General features: G+C 53.1%; 14 protein-coding genes. 8 read left to right on the top strand and 6 right to left on the bottom strand.

Annotated elements, in window-relative coordinates; all coding sequences use genetic code 11:
* The first annotated feature begins 21 nt into the window (after nucleotides 1-21).
* On the top strand, nucleotides 22-1,551 hold the full coding sequence (locus G5B47_RS03050; protein WP_165094189.1) for an MDR family MFS transporter: 1,530 nt from the start codon (nucleotides 22-24) through the stop codon (nucleotides 1,549-1,551).
* 13 nt (nucleotides 1,552-1,564) lie between these two features.
* Here G5B47_RS03050 and G5B47_RS03045 read toward each other — a convergent pair whose 3' ends face one another.
* Nucleotides 1,565-2,038, bottom strand: a complete 474-nt coding sequence (locus G5B47_RS03045) for a YbaK/EbsC family protein (RefSeq protein ID WP_165094187.1) — start codon at nucleotides 2,036-2,038, stop codon at nucleotides 1,565-1,567.
* A 139-nt stretch (nucleotides 2,039-2,177) separates the two neighbouring features.
* Nucleotides 2,178-2,612, bottom strand: coding sequence for a MarR family winged helix-turn-helix transcriptional regulator (locus G5B47_RS03040; protein WP_165094184.1), 435 nt, complete (start codon nucleotides 2,610-2,612; stop codon nucleotides 2,178-2,180).
* Between the two features lie 167 nt (nucleotides 2,613-2,779).
* Between G5B47_RS03040 and G5B47_RS03035 the strand changes: the two genes are divergently transcribed.
* Nucleotides 2,780-4,264: an MFS transporter gene (locus G5B47_RS03035; RefSeq protein ID WP_165094182.1), complete on the top strand. Its 1,485-nt coding sequence runs from the start codon at nucleotides 2,780-2,782 to the stop codon at nucleotides 4,262-4,264.
* Between the two features lie 276 nt (nucleotides 4,265-4,540).
* Here G5B47_RS03035 and G5B47_RS03030 read toward each other — a convergent pair whose 3' ends face one another.
* Entirely contained in the window at nucleotides 4,541-5,899 is a 1,359-nt protein-coding gene (locus G5B47_RS03030; RefSeq protein ID WP_165094179.1) for a PFL family protein, read from the bottom strand.
* A gap of 57 nt (nucleotides 5,900-5,956) precedes the next feature.
* Nucleotides 5,957-6,226, bottom strand: a complete 270-nt coding sequence (locus tag G5B47_RS03025; protein WP_165094177.1) for an ACT domain-containing protein — start codon at nucleotides 6,224-6,226, stop codon at nucleotides 5,957-5,959.
* A gap of 282 nt (nucleotides 6,227-6,508) precedes the next feature.
* Between G5B47_RS03025 and G5B47_RS03020 the strand changes: the two genes are divergently transcribed.
* Nucleotides 6,509-6,835: a YnfA family protein gene (locus G5B47_RS03020; RefSeq protein ID WP_165094174.1), complete on the top strand. Its 327-nt coding sequence runs from the start codon at nucleotides 6,509-6,511 to the stop codon at nucleotides 6,833-6,835.
* On the opposite strand, the gene G5B47_RS03015 is transcribed toward G5B47_RS03020, so the two are convergent.
* Both G5B47_RS03015 and G5B47_RS03010 read right to left on the bottom strand, forming a co-directional pair.
* Nucleotides 6,810-7,442 (bottom strand): LysE family translocator, encoded by a 633-nt coding sequence (locus tag G5B47_RS03015; protein WP_165094171.1) that lies wholly within the window; start codon nucleotides 7,440-7,442, stop codon nucleotides 6,810-6,812. The two genes, G5B47_RS03020 and G5B47_RS03015, sit on opposite strands and share 26 nt — an antisense overlap.
* Before the next feature lie 13 nt (nucleotides 7,443-7,455).
* Nucleotides 7,456-7,908 carry an Lrp/AsnC family transcriptional regulator gene (locus tag G5B47_RS03010; protein ID WP_235949646.1) on the bottom strand — a complete coding sequence of 151 codons (453 nt, stop codon included), beginning with the start codon at nucleotides 7,906-7,908 and terminating at the stop codon, nucleotides 7,456-7,458.
* 330 nt (nucleotides 7,909-8,238) lie between these two features.
* Between G5B47_RS03010 and G5B47_RS03005 the strand changes: the two genes are divergently transcribed.
* The 5 genes from G5B47_RS03005 to G5B47_RS02985 all read left to right on the top strand — a co-directional run bounded on the left by G5B47_RS03005 (nucleotide 8,239) and on the right by G5B47_RS02985 (nucleotide 18,816).
* Complete coding sequence (locus tag G5B47_RS03005) at nucleotides 8,239-9,405, top strand: small-conductance mechanosensitive channel (RefSeq protein ID WP_165094169.1); 1,167 nt, start codon at nucleotides 8,239-8,241, stop codon at nucleotides 9,403-9,405.
* Between the two features lie 21 nt (nucleotides 9,406-9,426).
* On the top strand, nucleotides 9,427-14,844 hold the full coding sequence (locus G5B47_RS03000; RefSeq protein WP_165094166.1) for a diguanylate cyclase: 5,418 nt from the start codon (nucleotides 9,427-9,429) through the stop codon (nucleotides 14,842-14,844).
* Nucleotides 14,845-15,010: 166 nt separating this feature from the next.
* Nucleotides 15,011-15,640, top strand: coding sequence for a TetR/AcrR family transcriptional regulator (locus tag G5B47_RS02995; protein ID WP_165094164.1), 630 nt, complete (start codon nucleotides 15,011-15,013; stop codon nucleotides 15,638-15,640).
* A 32-nt stretch (nucleotides 15,641-15,672) separates the two neighbouring features.
* Nucleotides 15,673-17,166, top strand: coding sequence for a DHA2 family efflux MFS transporter permease subunit (locus G5B47_RS02990; RefSeq protein ID WP_165094161.1), 1,494 nt, complete (start codon nucleotides 15,673-15,675; stop codon nucleotides 17,164-17,166).
* 177 nt (nucleotides 17,167-17,343) lie between these two features.
* Nucleotides 17,344-18,816 carry an amino acid permease gene (locus G5B47_RS02985; protein WP_165094159.1) on the top strand — a complete coding sequence of 491 codons (1,473 nt, stop codon included), beginning with the start codon at nucleotides 17,344-17,346 and terminating at the stop codon, nucleotides 18,814-18,816.
* The last annotated feature ends 39 nt before the right edge of the window (nucleotides 18,817-18,855 follow it).

Below are 18,855 nucleotides of genomic sequence, written 5' to 3'. Positions count from 1 at the left end.
AGAGATATTGGAGTGGAGATTATGGGTGGCAGTAAAAACAACCGTCTCGGTGTGGTCATCGCAGGGCTTCTCCTGGGAATTCTGATGGCCTCCATGGACAGCACCATTGTGGCGACAGCTATGGGGAACATCGTCGGGGAACTAGGCGGCATGGACAAATTCGTCTGGGTCACATCGGCTTACCTCGTCGCCGAGATGGCGGGCATGCCGATCTTCGGTAAACTGTCCGATATGTACGGCCGAAAGAGATTTTTCGTATTCGGCCTCATCGTGTTTATGGGAGGGTCCGTGCTGTGCGGCACGGCGGACAGCATTACCCAGCTCGCCATTTACCGGGCGGTGCAGGGAATAGGCGGCGGAGCGCTAGTGCCGATCGCCTTCACGATTATGTTCGATGCGGTCCCGCTTGAGACGCGCGGGAAGCTGGGGGGCGCTTTTGGCGCGGTGTTCGGGCTGTCCAGCATCTTCGGTCCGCTGCTCGGCGCCTATATTACGGACCATATTGCCTGGCAGTGGGTATTCTACATCAATCTGCCGCTCGGCGTCCTTGCCTTCGTACTGGTCGCTTTCTTTTATCAGGAATCGCATGAGCATTCGAAGCAGCCGATAGACTGGCTGGGTGCGGGCACACTGCTGGGAGCGGTCGTCTCCCTGATGTTCGCCCTGGAGCTGGGGGGCAAAGAATACGCATGGAACTCCCCGTTCATTCTCGGACTGTTCGGCGCGGCTGCGGTGCTTGCCGTGGTGTTTCTGTACGCCGAGACGAAGGCGGAGGAGCCGATTATCTCCTACGGATTGTTCCGCAAGAAGCTGTATGCCTTCAGCATTCTGGTCGCTTTGTTCAGCGGCGCGGCGTTTATTGTCGCTTCGGTCTACATCCCGATCTTTATTCAGGGCGTGCTTGGAGGATCGGCCACGAACTCCGGTCTGGTGCTATTGCCGATGATGGTGGGCTCCGTTATCACGGCAACCGCCGGAGGCTTCCTGATGACCAAATACAGCTACCGCAGCCTGATGATTCCTACCCTTGTGCTGCTGGCGGCCGGAACCTGGCTTGCGTCCACGCTTCAGCCGGACTCCACGCGGCTCATTGTCACGCTCTATATGATCCTGATTGGTCTTGGCATCGGCGCGTCGTTCTCCGTTCTGAGCAACGCCGCCATAGACGGCCTGTCGGCCCGGCAGCGCGGATCGGCCAGCGCAACGCTCAACTTCCTGCGGTCTTTGGGCATGACGGTAGGCATTACCACGTTCGGCATTATTCAGAGCCATTATTTATCGAACCGGCTTAGCCATTTGTTCGCGGGAGCCGCTCAGGGCGGGGCCGGGGCGTTCGATCTGTCGGACCCCCATACGCTGTTGTCCCCGGATACGAGGTCGAAAATTCCGCCGGAAATATTGGATAAGATTTCACAGGGGCTGTCTTCCTCCATCACGGATACTTTCGCCTGGGCTATCATTCCGGCGGTTCTGGCTCTGCTATCCTCATTGTTCATGGGAAGCAGCAAGATGACAGGCACGGCAGAAGATCAAAAGGCCGCCGGGCACTAACCCGGCAGGCCTTTTATTCCCAGTCTTTGCAGACGTCAACCCATGCCTTGCCGCCCGAATACTGCTCCAGTTCGCCGCAGGTCAATTCAATGGCGGAATTCGAGCTGCCGCAGGCGGGAAAGAGGGTGTCGAAGCGCTTCAGAGAGACATCGAGATAGACATCCAGCTCATGGGTCAACCCGAACGGGCACACGCCGCCGACGGCATGTCCGGTCTGTTCGAGCACTTCCTCTGGACTCAGCATTTTTGGTTTAAATCCGAACTCGGTGCGAAACTTCTTGTTGTCGACCTTGGTATCGCCGGCAGAGACGACCAGAATGGCCGAACCGCCTTCGCCGTGAAAAGACAGCGTCTTGGCAATGCGGGCGGGGATCACGCCTATAGTCTCCGCGGCTTTCTCCACGGTGGCGCTGGATGAGTCAAATTCCATTACGTCCTGCTCCCTGTTCAGGGCGCGGAAGTGTGCTTTTACATTTTCAATAGACATGTGAACGGGTTCCTTTCCTGAAAAAAATAAAGCTTATGCAATATTTACTCATTTTAGCGGTTAATTCGGCTGGTGACAAAGGACTTTTGTTTCAACACACCGGCAAAACGGCGCTCTTCATGCGAAGAAGCGCCGTTTGTTATTCTTCCAGATTAAGTTTTTGCAGCAGGGCGATCAACTGATCCTCTTCTTCATCCGTTAAATCGCGTGTCAGCTTGGCATTGCCCTCATCCAGAATGGCCTGCAGCACCGGCTGGAACTTGAGCGCTTTCGGTGTAGGGTACAGCCGGTGCGACCGGCGGTCCTCCGGGTCCGTTGTGCGCTCAATATAGCCTGCCGCTTCCAACTGCTTGACCGAGCGGGCGGTGGTCGCTTTGTCGAACTTCAAATTACAGGTTAACTGGTCCTGAGTCGTACCCGGAGTCATGAGAATTCCCTTCAGGAAGCTGTATTGTCCGCCGCCGCCGATGCCGTATTCGCTAAGCGAGCGGGACAAGCGTTTCTGCTGGGTTCTATGAATATAGGAGATCAGGCGTCCGATCGGTTCTTTTTTGAGTGAGGGGGTATCTGTCATGGGGACTCCTTTCTAAGGGGCCGGGACTCAATGTCCTTAAGCTTTCAAATGGGTTAAAAAAATAGTACAGCAAAAAAGTTGCGCGCGCAACTAAAATGATGTACACTGTGGATTATAAAATCGTTGCGCACGCAACTATATTGTGCGGATGTGAAAAGAGGTGGCATATGAGCACGATCAATCGAGGAACTTATCAGGAGGATGCCGGGGTGCAGCGCCGCCGCTGGCTGATTCTTATTGTGCTTAATTTGTTTACTTTTATGTCCACGCTGGACGGAAGCATTGTGAATATAGCTCTGCCGGTACTCTCGGGGAAGCTGGGTCTGCCGATCGCGCAGGTCGAATGGGTGACGACGGGATATCTGATGGCGATCTGCTCGGTCATTTTGTTCTTCGGGAGATTGGGTGACATCGTAGGCAAAATCAAACTGTTCAAGATCGGGACGGTCGTCTTTATCGCCGGTTCCCTGCTGTGCGGGTTGAGCGGATCGCTGCCGCTGCTTGTCGCTTCCCGGATTGTTCAAGCGCTGGGGGCGGCCATGACAATGGCGAACAGCCAGGGCATTGTGACGGATATATTTCCGGCGACGGAGCGGGGAAAGGCGCTTGGACTGATCGGCACCTTCGTGTCCCTCGGAAGCATCGCCGGTCCGAGCCTTGGCGGCATTATCGTCTCGAACCTTGGCTGGGAGTACATTTTCTGGGTAAATGTCCCGATCGGCCTGATCGCTATCGGTCTCGGCTGGAAGGTGCTGCCGAAAGATCTGATCCGGGTCCAGGCTAGAATCGATATTCCGGGCAGCCTGCTGTTCGCCTGCTTCATCGTTCCATTGTTCGCCGGGCTTCTGCTCGGGCAGCAGCACGGGTACGGCAATCCCGGAATCCTGCTTGCACTGGGTGCCGCAACTCTCGCCCTGATCGCGTTTCTCTGGGTGGAGCTGCGCAAGCCCGAGCCGTTGCTGCAGCTGAATCTGTTCAAGAATCCGCTGTTCTCGCTCAGCATTCTCTGCGGGTTTCTCGTCTTTGCCGCCAACTTCTGCTTTAATATCATTGCTCCGTTCTATACGCAGAGCATGCTCGGCTTGTCCCCCTCGTCAGCGGGAGTTCTGCTCATGCTGTTCCCGATATGTATGGTCGTGGTCGCGCCGCTCAGCGGCGCCTTATCCGACAAAATCGGATCGGAGCTGCTGACCTTCGCTGGCCTGATTGTTATGGTCATCGCCCAGTTCGGGCTGGCCCGGCTTCATGACGGAAGCCCGGTTGCGCTTGTTGGCGTATGGATCGGGATGCTCGGTATCGGCAGCGGGATGTTCCAGTCACCGAACAATTCGCTGGTCATGTCGACGGTGCCGCGCACCCAACTGGGTTCGGCGGGCAGCGTGAATTCGCTGGTACGCAATATCGGCATGGTCGTCGGCATTACGATAGCGACCACCACGCTGTTTCATGTGATGAGCGGCTTGGCCGGCCACCGCGTGACGGGGCTGGTCAAGGGGCGTCCTGACATTTTCCTGGCGGGAATGCATGTCGTGTTCATCACCTCGGCTTCGATCTGTCTGGCAGCGGCCGTGCTGACAGGCTGGCGGTTCGTCCGGACGAAACGGGTTCGCGTCGAAGTGAAACGGCGAAGACCGGAAGAGGGCAGAGGATGAAACCGAAAGAGCCGTGCGAGAGGGAGAGCCCGCCGGACGAGTGAGGCCTTGAAGCAATTCTTATTGTCCAAATACAAGAACTTATAAGCTGGGCGCTTATCCGCCGGAGACCGACAATTGACATCAAGGAGTGGGCCATCTACGGCAGCCCGCTCCAATCGAAAAAGCCTCCGTTCTCTCGCAGCGATTTGCGAGAGAACGGAGGCTTTGCGGCTTTCCGGCGCGGCGTTCAAGCCGGAAGGCCGTGCATGGCCGGACCGTAAGCCCGGTCCGGCTTTAGTTCTTGAAGCTGTGGATCGGTGCCGGAATCCGGCCGCCCCGGTCGATGAAGCCGGCGCAGTTAAAGGAGTTGACGGGCATAACCGGAGCATAGCCGAGCAGTCCGCCGAACTCGACCATCTCGCCGACACCCTTGCCGATGACGGGGATGATGCGGACGGCCGTCGTCTTGTTGTTGACCATGCCGATCGCGGCTTCGTCGGCGATAATTCCGGAGATCGTCTCCTTGGACGTGTTGCCCGGAATAGCGATCATATCAAGTCCAACCGAGCAGACGCAGGTCATTGCTTCGAGCTTCTCCAGCGTCAGCGCTCCGCGCTGCACGGCCTGGATCATGCCGTGGTCTTCGCTGACGGGAATGAACGCGCCGCTAAGTCCGCCCACATAGGAGGAAGCCATGACGCCGCCTTTCTTGACATTGTCGTTGAGGATGGCGAGCGCCGCCGTCGTTCCGGGCGCTCCCGCTTCTTCCAGGCCCATCACCTGGAAGATTTCCGCGATCGAATCCCCGATCAGCGGTGTCGGCGCCAGCGACAGGTCGATAATGCCGAACGGCACTCCGAGACGCTTCGATGCTTCCTGGGCAACGAGCTGTCCTACGCGGGTCACCTTGAAGGCGGTCCGCTTGATCGTCTCGCACAGCGTCTCGAAGTCCTGCCCTTTCACTTCCTCCAAGGCCCGTTTGACAACGCCGGGGCCGCTGACGCCCACATTAATGACGCATTCGCGTTCGCCTACACCGTGGAAAGCACCAGCCATGAAAGGGTTGTCCTCCACGGCGTTACAGAAGACAACCAGCTTCGCACATCCGATGGAGTCGCGGTCGGCCGTACGCTCAGCAGTCTGGCGGATAATATCGCCCATCAGCTTGACGGCATCCATGTTGATGCCGCTGCGGGACGAGCCGACATTGACGGAGGAGCAGACTCTTTCCGTCACGGCAAGCGCCTCAGGAATGCTCTCGATCAGCTTGCGGTCGCCCGTCGTGCAACCCTTCTGCACAAGCGCAGAGAAGCCGCCGATGAAGTTGACTCCAACTTCCTTCGCCGCCCGATCCAGTGCTTCAGCAACCGGAACATAGCTGTCCGTATTCAGGGAACCCGCCGCAATGGAGATGGGCGTAACCGAAATCCGTTTGTTGACGATCGGAACGCCGAACTGTTTTTCCAGATCTTCACCGGTCTTGACCAGCTTCTCTGCGGACTTGGTAATCTTGTCATAGATATTCTGGTTAAATACTTTCAAATCCGTATGCGCGCAATCCATCAGGCTGATGCCCATGGTAATGGTCCGCACATCCAGGTTCATCTCACGGATCATTTTATTCGTTTCTTGTACTTCCACCAATGAAATCATGGTAACCCTCCCGCTTGCGTTTATCTTCGATAAGTCTGAATGAATCGGCTCTAAGTCCTAAATCCGGTGCATGATATTGAAAATATCCTCATGCTGCAGCTTGATTTCCACGCCGATTTCCTCACCGATGTGCTGAAGTTCCTCTACCAGAATTTCAATGGATTTCACTGCTTTGGAGATATCAACAATCATCATCATATTGAAGTAATCCTGAACAATCGTTTGCGAAATGTCCAGAATGTTCACATTGCGTTCCGCCAGATATGTACACACCTTGGCGATAATGCCGACCTTGTCTTTACCGAGTACAGTAATGATTCCTTTCAACGATGTTTCCCCCTTGTCTTCTTTGCTGACCGCCCTTGCCGGACGTCATAAATTGTCTATTTCACTCATTATGTCAAAAGCCGGTTCAAGCTTCAACCAAATGTTTTATGTCGAATGACACTTTCTGCGATAGTTTAACGCTAAAAACCGCTGAAATGTGACATAATAGAGGATTTTCAGAAAAAAACACGAAATAAGCAAATAAATATCAAATGAAACTACATAACCCGGATAGAAAATGTACACTGCTAGATCGGCTATCCGGCAGCAGGAGGCAAGGTAATGGCCATATCCATTCTATTGTTTATTTTGGCGGGACTGGCGGAAATCGGGGGAGGTTACCTGGTGTGGCTGTGGCTGCGGGAATCGAAGCCGCTTTGGACTGGGATCGCCGGAGCACTGATCCTTGTCGTTTACGGAATTATCCCGACCTTTCAGCGTTTCCCGGGCTTTGGACGCGTATATGCGGCATACGGCGGAGTCTTTATTGCGCTGGCTGTGCTGTGGGGATGGCTTGTCGACAAAAAAACGCCGGACCTTTACGACTGGATCGGCGCCGCGGTCTGCCTCGCTGGAGTGTCCATCATGCTGTGGGCTCCCCGGGCTTGACGATCCATTTCACGATCAGTCGGAAGGCGTAGTACAGGAACAGGATGCCGATAATGAGGTTCAGCCACTTCGCGGCGAGGGGCGTGACGAAAGCATGGGCCAAATGCCCGAGAAACGCAACCCCTGTCAGGAACAGAACGGTCGCCAGCAGACAGCCCGTGCCGAACTGAAGAAGCTCGCTGCCGCCGAGCCTCAGCTCGATCATTTTGGCCGAGAAGATCCCGGTCCAGAAGAGCAGCGTCAGCGGATTGGACGCGGTCAGCAGAAAGGCGCGAATGAACAGGCTGTCTCCGCCGGTGCCTTGCGAAAGCGGGATGGAAGGGAGCAGGCTAAGGTCGAACATTCCGGCGATCATGTTCAGGCCGAACAGAAAGAGCGTGCCCGCGCCAATAAGATACAAAGCTCCGCCAGGCTTCCGACCGGCGCCAAGCATGCGGACGCCCCGCAGCGCGGCGAGAATATAAAGTCCGTCGGCCAGCGTTACGCCGATGACTCCAGCAAAAGCGGCGCCGAAGCCCTGCAGCGAAGCGGCGCGGAAAATAAACAGACAGACCGGGCCCACGGCCAATTGAAGCAGCAGCCCCCATTTTAATCCACGTAATATCATGTGCGCCTCCTGTTCAACGGTTCCACTTCTCTTTGAGCGAAGACAGGGAAATCATGGTATTGCTTCGGATCACGCCCGGCACGCTTTTCAGCGTGTGGGACAGGAATTTCTCCAGCTCCCCGGTGTCTTCCACTAGCACCTTGAGCAAGTAATCATATTCACCGGCAAGATGGTGGCACTCCAGAACCTCGCCGCACCCGGCAATGAAAGCGCGAAAGGCGGGAATTTGCTCCGTCCGGTCGATGACGACCAGCACGAACGCCAGAAGCTTGTAGCCGGCCTTGGCCCGGTTAATTTTGACGGTATATCCCTCAATTGTTCCGGATTCGTCCATTTTGCGAATTCTCTCCGTCACCGCGGGAATGGACAGCTTCACTTTTTTACTGATGTCCGAGATGGTCATCCGGCTGTTCTCATTCAAAGCTTCCAGAATGCTGCGGTCGATTTCATCCATCGTTATCCTCATCTCCTCATGTCCTCCGGCATTGCTGCACAAATGCTCTTTGAAAGGAATTCTAGAATAAAGATTAACTAACGTAAATATTTTTAAAAAAAACAATAAAATCTAAGGAAATTCATATAACAACTTTAAAATGTTAAGTGATACTCTTTGGATTCATATGCGGCCGGAAATAAGAGCGAGAGGGGGGCAATCAAAAACAGCCGATAACTATCAACCAACAGGGATTGCAGGAACCGTAAATTTGGGGTTTTAGCTATTCACAGCATTCCCGCTTATACCGTTATAGAGAATGAAAGCTCTTATGAATCCGTTAAAATAGGAAGGTTGAGATGGATGAAAAATTGGCAAAAAAAGCTTATACTTATTGTTACTTTCAGCTTGATTTTTATTTTGCCCTACATAGGTAGCGTGGTCAGGTGGAATGGCCTTCCGCCCGGTTACGGCGATTTTCCCGCTCAGCTTGCGGAGGCGGACCCGGGCTTTAATGCGGTGTATTTTACACTGGCCTCGCTTGTGGCGCTGTTTATTGCCCTGTTTTTGATTTTTCCGCGGCTTTTCGGCTTTAAGAAGAATCCCGGCGGTCAAGACCCATCGTTACCGGACAAGAAGACGCCGTTCCCCGTATGGTTCTGGTGGAGCCTGCCGGTGCTGGGAATCAGCTGGTATTTCATGTGGGCGCGCGTCCATTTTTTCATCGCTTTCGAATACTATACGTTCGTTCCGCTGTGGTGGGCGTTTATCCTGATTCTGGACGGGATCGTGTACAAGCGGAATAACGGAAATTCCATCGTCTCTCGCAAGCCGAAGGTCATGCAGCTTCTTGCCGTCGTTTCCTGCTTCAGCTGGTTTGCCTTTGAGTTTCTGAACTTTTTTGTCGTTGAGAACTGGTATTATCCGAACAATGAAGTCTTTACGAATTTCGGAAATGTGTTCTGGTTCTCCTTGTCTTATACCACGGTGCTTCCCGCCATTTTTGAATGGTACCTGCTGCTGAAGACGTTCAAGGGGTTCAGAGACCGGTACCGGTTCGGCCCCAAATTTTCGGTAAGCACTAAATTTCTTCTACTATATTTCATCCTGGGACTGGGGCTCGCTTTCGGCATGGGGTACTATCCTTACGTGCTGTTCTGGGTACTCTGGGTCGCACTTGTTCCTCTTCTGTCGGCGGCGATGGCGTTAACGGGGTACTGGACCCCTTTTACACCGATCAAGAATGGTGATTGGTCGTCCGTCATTCTTATTGCACTAGCCACCTTGTTCAACGGATTCTTCTGGGAATTCTGGAATTTCGGAAGTGAATGGTTCCATGATTCCCTGCCTACCAATCCGAATTATTGGAAGTATTCCGTTCCTTATCTAGACAAAATACATATTTTTTCGGAGATGCCCATTTTGGGGTATTTCGGTTATTTATTTTTTGGAGTAAACTGCTGGATCATATGGCTGATTGCCGCTTATATTTTCAATTTTGACGCCGATTTCGAAGTTAAGGGAGATTAACGCTTAGAAGGTGGACTGGGTATGACTGCGATTGAGAATTATCTAATACTGGAAACAATCTCCGACAACGACAGAAAATCAGTGTACAGATGCAGAGACGCCGTCTCCCGGGATACGGTTATACTGAAGGTGCTGAAATCGGAATTTTCCGGACCTGAAGAGGTTATGAGGTTCAAGCAGGAATACAAGATGCTCAAGGAGCTGAGCGCAAGCATCGAAGGGGTGATCAAGCCCCTGAAGCTTGAAGAGCAGAACGGTTTCTTCGTCATGGTTCTGGAGGATATACAGGGCAGGTCACTCAAGCGGATCATGGAGGGCGACAAGCCGGACCAGGATACGCTCCTCAGGCTCATGATCAAGGTCGTTGATATTATTGGCGCCATCCATGATCGCATGGTCATACACAAAGACATCAAGCCTTCGAATCTGATATGGGACGAAGTAACCGACGTTGTACAGGTGATCGATTTCGATCTGGCGGTCAAGCTGCCGAAAGAAAAGCGGGAATTCCAGAACAGCGGCGTGCTGGAAGGAAGCCTCCTGTATATTTCTCCGGAGCAAACGGGCCGGATGAACCGGAATGTCGATTACCGGACGGATTTCTACTCGCTTGGCGTCGTCTTATATGAGATGGTGACCGGAGTGAAGCCCTTCGAGTCCGCCGATCTGCTGGAGCAGATTTATTCCATCATCGCCAAGGAAGCCGTCTCTCCCTATCAGCTGACCGGGGGCCGTGTATCGCAGTCACTCTCCGCCGTCATCATGAAGCTTATGGAGAAGTCGCCCGAGGACAGATACAGAAGCACCTACGGCATTAAAGCGGACCTGAAGAAATGTCTGGCCGGCGTCCGTGATTTTGAAATCGCCAAAGAAGACAAGCTGAATATCTTCCGGATCTCCCAAAAAATGTACGGGCGGGAAGAGGAGCTTGGCAGCCTGGTCAATGCTTTTCGGATGAGCGTCAGAGGCAATCCGCAGCTCATGCTGATTACCGGGGACGCCGGCGTGGGCAAGACCGCGCTGGTTAGCGAGCTTCACCCCTATATCAGCCAGGAAAAAGGGCTGTTCGTGGAAGGGAAGTTTGATCAGTTCAACAAGAACATTCCTTACAGCGCGATCGTTCAGGCTTTCAAGAAGCTGATCAATCAACTGGTTGACAGTCCGGATGACGAATACAAAAAGAAAGTAACAAATTCCTTGACAACCGCCCTGGACGGCAACGGGAAGCTGGTCACGAATCTGATACCGGAACTGGAGAAGCTGATCGGTGTTCAGCCGGAAATCGAGCACCTGAATCCTGTGGAGGAAACGAACCGTTTCTTTATGACCTTCGTTAACTTTGTAGCCGGCCTGACTCACTATGAAAGACCGCTGGTCCTGTTTCTCGATGACGTTCAATGGGCTGATCTGTCGAACCTTCAGCTTGTGAAGAAGCTGGCGCTAAGCAATTCGCTGCAAAAATTATTTATCATCTGCTCGTGCCGGCAAAGCGAGATGCCTCAAAGCCATCCCTTGTTCGTCACCATCGGCGAAATTGAAAAAAGCAGAACGGTAGAGAATATCGTCCTCAGCCCTCTGTCCTCCGGGGATGTGCAGCATCTGATTGCCGATACGCTCTACACCGGCGCGGATCGAGTGCGGGAGCTTTCGGATATTCTTTATGCGAGAACGAAAGGCAACTCCTTTTTTATCAATGAAATTCTGAAGGAATTATATAAGAACGGCTTCATTTATTTCGATGACCTGGAAGGCGTATGGCAGTGGAAGACTGCACGGATTGCGGATTTGCATATAAACGACAATGTCGTCGAGTTCCTGATGTCCAGGCTCCAAACTTTGCCCGAGGAAGACCTGAAAGTCCTGAGATTGGGCGCTTCCATCGGCAATCTGTTCGATTTCAACATGCTGTCCCTGATCGGAGAAGCGGAGCTAAAGGTTATTGCTAAATCGCTCATTAAAGCGGTGGATGAAGACCTTATTCTTCCGGCGGATACCAACTACGCCGCTTTGACGAATATCTGTGACGAGAATGAGGAGGGGGTTCCTCCTCTCAACATCCGTTTCCGGTTCCAGCATGACCGGATTCAGCAGGCTTTATACCAAATGATCGACGCGGAAACGAGCAAGAAGCTGCATCTTAAAATAGGCAGACTGCTGCTGGCACAGCTGTCTCCAGCCGACACTCAGGACAAAATTGTAGATATCGCCACGCATATTAATAAAGGGCTGAATTTTGTCAGCGAAGAGGATGAGAAACGGCAGGTGATCCGGATCAATCTGAATGCCGCGAAAAAAGCGAAGGCCGCCTTTGGCTTTGATGCCGCTTTTGCGTTTCTGCATGCCGCCGTTCATCTGCTATCGAAATATTCCTGGGAGAACGAGGAGCAGCAGACGGCGGAAATTTACAAATTGTATGCGGAATGCGGCTATCTGACCCATCATATCAAGGAAGCGGATCAGGCGTGCCGGACGCTTCTGGAACATACCGAAGACAGTGTTGCGGCTGCTCAGGTTTATGAGATGCAGGCCAATCATTATACCTACCTCGGAATGATGAAGGAATCGATCCGGTCCGGGAAGCTCGGGCTTAAGGAGATGGGAATCAAAATACCGGATCATCCGGGACTGCCATCGGTGCTAAATGAATTTATCAAGGTTAAATCCGGTCTCAGGGGGCTGACGATCGAGGAGATTTTTGGCAAGCCCGAAATGAAAGACGAACAAATCAAGCTTATTATGCGGCTGCTGATCAATATCTTCCCTCCGGCGTTTATCTCGGGAGAGACCAATCTGTTCGCCCTGATTGTGCTGAAGAAAGCCGAGCTGACGCTCAAATACGGAAATTGCCCGGAATCGGCCATCGCTTTTATCGGTTATTCCATCCTGCTGTCCGGCTTCGGCGATATTAAAGGGGCGTTTGATTTCGGCAGATTGGGGATCCGGCTTAACGATAAATTCAATGATCTGCAGTGGAGAGGGGCCGCGCATGTCTTATATACCCTGTTCTGTCACGCATGGAAGGAGCCGTGGGACACCCTGCATGACTGGTTCGGCAAATCGATTGATTCCAGTCTGAGAACGGGAGATCTGTTGTATCTGGCCCACGCCTGCTTCTATATCAACCTCTGGAATCCGACGATGGACATCGCCACCTATCTTCATGACAGCGAACGCTATATCGCCATGATCGAGAATACGAAATACAAGGAAGCGCTGGCAACGGCAAAACTGGCCAGACAGCAGTACCTCAACCTGGCGGGAGAACTGAAGGACCCTCTGACCTTCAACAGCGAGACTTTCAGCGAGGAAGACTACCTGCATCAGCTGGAAGAGGCCAAGTATTATTCGGGAATCGCGATTTACTATATTTACAAAATGAAGCTTCTGTTCTCCTACGAGCGCTACGGCGACTCTTTGGATTATATAGATAAGGCGTATGCCATCATTGGAACCCTTGCAGGCTCGGCCTTTATGGAAGAGTTCTCCCTTTACACTTTTCTGAATCTGGCCTATAGCTATAAAGACTTGCCCGCTTATGACAAAGTGAAGGCGAAGGCGAGAATGCGCAAGGAATACGGCCGAGTCAAAAAGTGGGCCCTTCACTGCCCGGAAAATTTCCGGCAGCACGAATGGCTGATGAAGGCCGAGTGGGCGAGAATATCAGGAAAGGCGGAACTGGCCGGCAAATACTATGATCTCGCCATCGAAGCGAGCGAAAAGAGCAATTTCGTCCGCTATAAAGCGCTGACTTATGAACTCGCCGCCAAGTTTTACAACAACAGGAATTTCAAAGAGTTTGCCTCCCATCTGTTCAGGCAGTCCTTATATTACTACTCCGTGTGGGGGGCCAAGGGCAAAGTCCGGCAGCTTGAAGAGCAGTATGCTGATATTGTGAAGAATAAAAAGGAATTCTCCATCGGAAAATCGGTCACGGATTCGACGGAAAGCATTGATCTGAATTCGATTCTTCTGGCTTCCCAGGCCATATCAAGGGAAATCGATTTGAATAATTTGCTGGAAACGCTGATGGAAATCGTCATTAAGAATGCGGGCGCCCAAAGAGGCTGCATACTGATGAGATCGGGCGAGGAGCTTCTTGTAGAGGGAGAGTACAAGCCGGAAGAGGATAAAATCTCCGTTGCGCTGTATGAAGTCTCAAGCGGGCTTAACCTCCCGGAATCCATTATCCGTTATGTGGAGGACAGCAAAGAGACTCTGATTTATAATGACGCTTTTTCCGAAACCCGGTTCGTCAACGACGCCTATATTTTACGGAATAGACCCAAATCGCTCGTATGCATGCCGCTGATCAATCATAACAAGACGATTGCCATCATTTATCTGGAGAACAATCTGATAACGGGTGTTTTCACAAAAGAGAGAATGAAAATTATCAATCTGCTGTCGAGAGAAATGGTATTCTCGCTTGAAAATGCCAGCCTGTATTCGGATCTGGAGCGTTCGGAGGAGAAATACCGCGAGCTGATCAATAACATGCTGGACGGCATATTCATTGTTCAGGACAAGATCTGTAAATATGTCAATGAGGCGCTTGCGCAGATGCTCGGCTATGAAATCGGAGAGATGATCGACCAGCCTTTTGAGAAATTTATCGTGCCCGCCGACTTGGATAAGGTGCAAAGCTACTACATGAGAAGATTGGAGGGGAAGACCGCTCCCGGCGAATATGAAACGAGATTGCTGCATAAGGATGGCAAAAAAGAGATTTATGTCATTCATAAAGTCAGTCTGATCAATTATATGAACAAGCCGGCGGTCCAGGGAACGGTCAAGGACATTACCGAGAGAACGAAGGCCGAAGAAGAGGTAAGACGGCACAAGGAGCATCTGGAAGAGCTCGTCATTGAACGGACCCGGGAGCTGGAACTCAATAATGAAGAACTGAACAAAAATATCCGGCTGATCGAAAAGCTGTCCATTACCGATGAGTTAACGGGTCTCTATAATCGGCGGCATTTCAATACGATTTTTTACCGGGAAGTGAGCAGGGCCGAGAGGGATAAAGGATACCTGACCTATATCATGCTGGATATTGACTTCTACAAAAAATATAACGATACGTACGGGCATTATGAAGGCGATAACGTATTGCGCAAGCTGGGGGCGGCGATCAAGGAGCAGGCTCAAAAGGTGAGCGACTATGTCTTCCGGCTCGGCGGGGAGGAGTTCGGCATAATCGTTTCCGGCCTGACTCCCGGGCAGTCTTTCGAGTATGCCGAAACGCTTCGCAGAAGCGTCGAAGAACTGGGAATACGGCATGAAATGAGTCCGGTCTTCGGTTGTTTGACGGTCTCTGTCGGTGTTGCGGCCGTCAAGGTGGATGGTCTGAAAGAGAAGGATATTTACAAGCTGGCGGATGACGCCCTGTATCATTCAAAGGCCAACGGCAAAAACCGGGTGACACTACTGGAGCAATAAGAGGACGGATTGTCAAAAGTGACGAAAAGGAGCGACTTCGATCAGAAGGCCGCTTTTTTTTACATAAAAGTTGACAATCGCCCTCATAACGGGTATATTAAACGACGTATTAAACGTTGTTTAAATCACGGTTTGAATTGAGCGGCAGAAAAGGGGAGCAACAATAATGAACAAAGTTCCGGAACCTGCATCTTCGGCGGACAAAGATACGAAGCAGCAAATTCTTGACGCCACTGTCGACTTGATACGCGAGGAGGGGGTTGAATGTGTGACCTTGCGGCGTATATGCGCAAATGCCAAGGTCAATCTGGCTCTTGTCAATTACTACTTTCAGTCCAAAGACAATCTGCTTCGCGAAGCAATTCGCACGCTGATTTCCCGATTCGATACCGCGTTCAATGCCCTCGAGGACGAAAGTCTCCCGCCTAAAGAGCGCTTATGCCGCTTCCTCAAGCAGTATATCGGCCATCTTCTGCAATATCCGGGGCTGGCGAGATACATGATGGACCAAAGTCCGGCCATTATGGGGTCACTTCATCAATATTCCCAGTACAGCAAAACGATGAAGAAACAAAAAACACTGAACGTACTGCGGGAGATCACCGGCGAAGAGAATGAAGATCGGCTCACGATGATGTTGTTTCAGCTGTACGGAGCGGTATTAATGCCGGCGGTCATGTGCTCGTGCGGACATTCGTATGATGACGAAGAGAGCAAGCCTTTCTGGCATCAGCTCCCGTTCGATGAACAGGTCGATCATTTATTTGATCATTATTTTCACAAATACGGGGTTTAAACGGCAAACTTATAAAGAAAGAGTGGAGATGTATGGAGCATACTAAACAGGTGAATTCCTCCGCCGCGGCGGAGCCTTTTTCACTTAAGGCGATTATCCCGCCGCTGCTGGCGATTATTGTCGGGATGATTATGGTTATTCTCGACAGCACGGTGGTCAATGTGGCCGTTCCCGTGCTGGTCGATTATTTTGACACAAGTCTCAAAACGGTACAGTGGGCGATTACGGGGTATACGCTAGCGTTGTCCGCCGTTATCCCGCTGGCCGGCTGGATGACAGACCGCTTCGGCGCGAAGCGTATATTTCTGGGGACGGTTATCATGTTTGTCATTGGATCGGTACTGTGCTCCATATCCCAGACCTCGACACAGCTCATTATCTTCCGCGTCATTCAAGGGCTTGGCGGCGGGATGGTCGCTCCGATCGGGATGGCGATGGTATTCCGGCTCGCTCCGCCGGAACGCAGAGGCTCTATCATGGGTATGCTGGGCATTCCGATGCTGCTTGCCCCGGCGCTGGGCCCGGTTCTGTCCGGCTGGCTGATCGAGTATGTAAGCTGGCACTGGATCTTCCTGATCAACCTGCCGATCGGCATTCTCGCCGTCGTGCTGGGTACCAAGTATTTGCCGGTAACCGAGCGGCATGAGACGCCGCATCTCGATATTCTGGGCATCATTCTGGCCCCGATCGCTTTCTCCATGCTCGCGTACGGCGTCAATGAAGGCGGAAGCACCGGATGGTCCACAACCCCGGCGATTACCGGTCTGTCCATTGGCGGGGTCGCACTGCTCCTGTTCATTATCGTGGAGCTGCGGCAGAAGAATCCGCTGCTTGAACTGCGTGTCTTCGGCTCTTCCGATTTCACGCGGGGCATCTTCCTGGCTTGGGTAACCCAGGCCGCCCTGTTCGGCTCGATGCTGTTCGTACCGCTGTATTTGCAGCAGATTCGCCAGTATTCTTCGCTAGAGACGGGACTCATTCTTCTGCCGCAGGCGCTAGCCTCCGGTATCGGGATGCCGCTGGGCGGAAGGTTGTTCGACAAGATCGGAGCGCGACCGCTGGCCTTTGTCGGACTGACCATCATTTCGACCGGACTTTACCTGCTGTCCGGCATTACCGTCGATACCAGCCTGCCGTTTATCATGCTCTGCCTCGGACTCATGGGTCTGGGCATGGGCCTTACGATGATGCCGGTGAATACGCATGTGCTTAACGCCGCGCCGCGCCATCTGGTCGGCCGCGTAACACCGCTTACGACGGCGGCGCAGCAGGTAATCGTATCTTTCGCCGTTGCCGGTATGACCGGATACCTGACCACACGGATTACGGCTCATATGACCGAGGCGGGTAAGGACGCCAATCCGCTGGTCGCCGCCGTCATGGGCTATGACGACGTCTTCTTCTTTACGTCCTGCATCGCCGCCGCCGGAGTTCTGATCAGCCTGATTCTGCGCAAGCCGAAGACTGCGCCTTCCGGGGACGGGGATGTTCGTCAGAAAGATCCGGCGCTGATGGCCGGCCATTGATCCGTTAATCTCATCCGAGTATACGAAAGTTCCGAAAGCCATAGGCTTCGGAACTTTTTTTATGGCCGGATCTGGATTTTTTCAGCAGCGAGTTTGGCCGGCGGTTTCAGGTTAAAATGGCTAATTTTCGCGATATCCGCAGATACTGTTGTAAAACAGATCGCTTGGAGGCGGCTTATGGAGCGTAAAAGCAAAGGGTTATCGGTGTGGCAGCTTGCCATGCTTGCTCTGGGAACTGTGGTCGGGGGCTCGTTCTTCCTGGGCTCCTCGGTGGCGATTCGCGCGGCGGGACCGTCCGTGCTCATTGCTTATGTCATTGGCGGCTTTCTGGTCTATTTTATCTTAACCGCGCTGTCGGAAATGACTGTGGCGAATCCGGCATCGGGATCATTCCGTACGTACACCGAGCAGGCATTCGGCAGAGGGGCCGGCTTCACGGTCGGGTGGTTGTACTGGACAGGGCTTGTGCTGGCCATGTCAAGCGAAGCAACGGCCGCATCGATCCTGGTCCGGGGCTGGTTCCCCCGGCTGTCACTGCCGCTTCTTGGTATAGCCATTATCGTCCTCGTAACGCTGCTGAACCTGTTCGGGGCCGAGCGGCTCGGTAAGCTGGAGAGCGGGCTTGCGGCGATCAAGCTGTCGGCTATTGCCGCTTTTGTCGTGCTGGCCGTCTGGCTCGTCGCCGGTATCGGGGCGAACGGGCTGCCAGCGGCAGGCAGCCAGGGCGGAGGAGTGGCGGCGGGAATCGGCGCCCTGCGCGGAGAGCCCTGGATTCCGGGAGGGATAGGCGGAATCGCCGGAAGTATGCTGATGGTGATGTTTACTTATGCGGGTTTCGAGGTACTCGGGCTGGCCGCATCCGAAACGCGTAATCCGGCGGTAACGATCCCGAAGGCGATCCGGCTCACAATGGTCCTGCTTATCGGCCTGTATTTAGCCGCCATAACCGCGCTATTCCTTCTGATTCCCCGTTCTCTCGTGTCCGAGGAGATCAGCCCGTTCGTGTCGGCCCTTACCCTGCACGGTTTGGGATGGACAGGCACCGTCATGAATATCGTGCTGGTGACGGCCATCTTGTCCACAATGCTGGCATCGGTGTTCGGACTGGGTCGGATGCTCCGCTCCTTGGCCGAGGAAGGACACACGCCCGCATGGATGAGGGACCGCACGGATATTCCGTACCGGGGCATTCTGGTATCGGGAGGGGCGATGCTGGCCGCTCTCGGTCTTGGACTGCTGCTGCCGCAAGGGGTGTATCTGTTTCTGGTCAGCTCGGGCGGCTTCTCGCTGCTGTTTGTGTATGTCGCCATTATAGCCAGCCATTATCGGCTCCGCAAGCGGCATGGCGGTCCGTTTGGACAGGGGCGGGGAATGAGGGGATTCCCATATACATCCTGGCTGTCCATTGGCGGCTTGATTGCGATTATCGTCAGCATGCCGCTTATCCCGGGGCAGGGCGGCGGCCTGGCCGCCGGAATGATGTTCCTGCTGGTATTTGCGGTCTTTTACGCGGTCAGCCGCTTTCGCCGAACATCTCCGGTTCAATCCCGGAAGCCGACTCGCCAGCTGTCACCCGTCAGACCAGTATCTCCCGGATACGCTAACGCGGAGTTGTCTGAAGAACTGACCGAACAGAAGACGAAGAAATGAGAATGACAGGCATGAAACGGTCTCAGAGGTCATTAAATG

It is taken from the genome of Paenibacillus apii (assembly GCF_011043685.1).
Taxonomy (GTDB): Bacteria; Bacillota; Bacilli; order Paenibacillales; family Paenibacillaceae; genus Paenibacillus_AQ; species Paenibacillus_AQ sabinae.
Note: the sequence above shows the minus strand (reverse complement) of the source record. Positions and strands in the feature narration are given on the sequence as shown.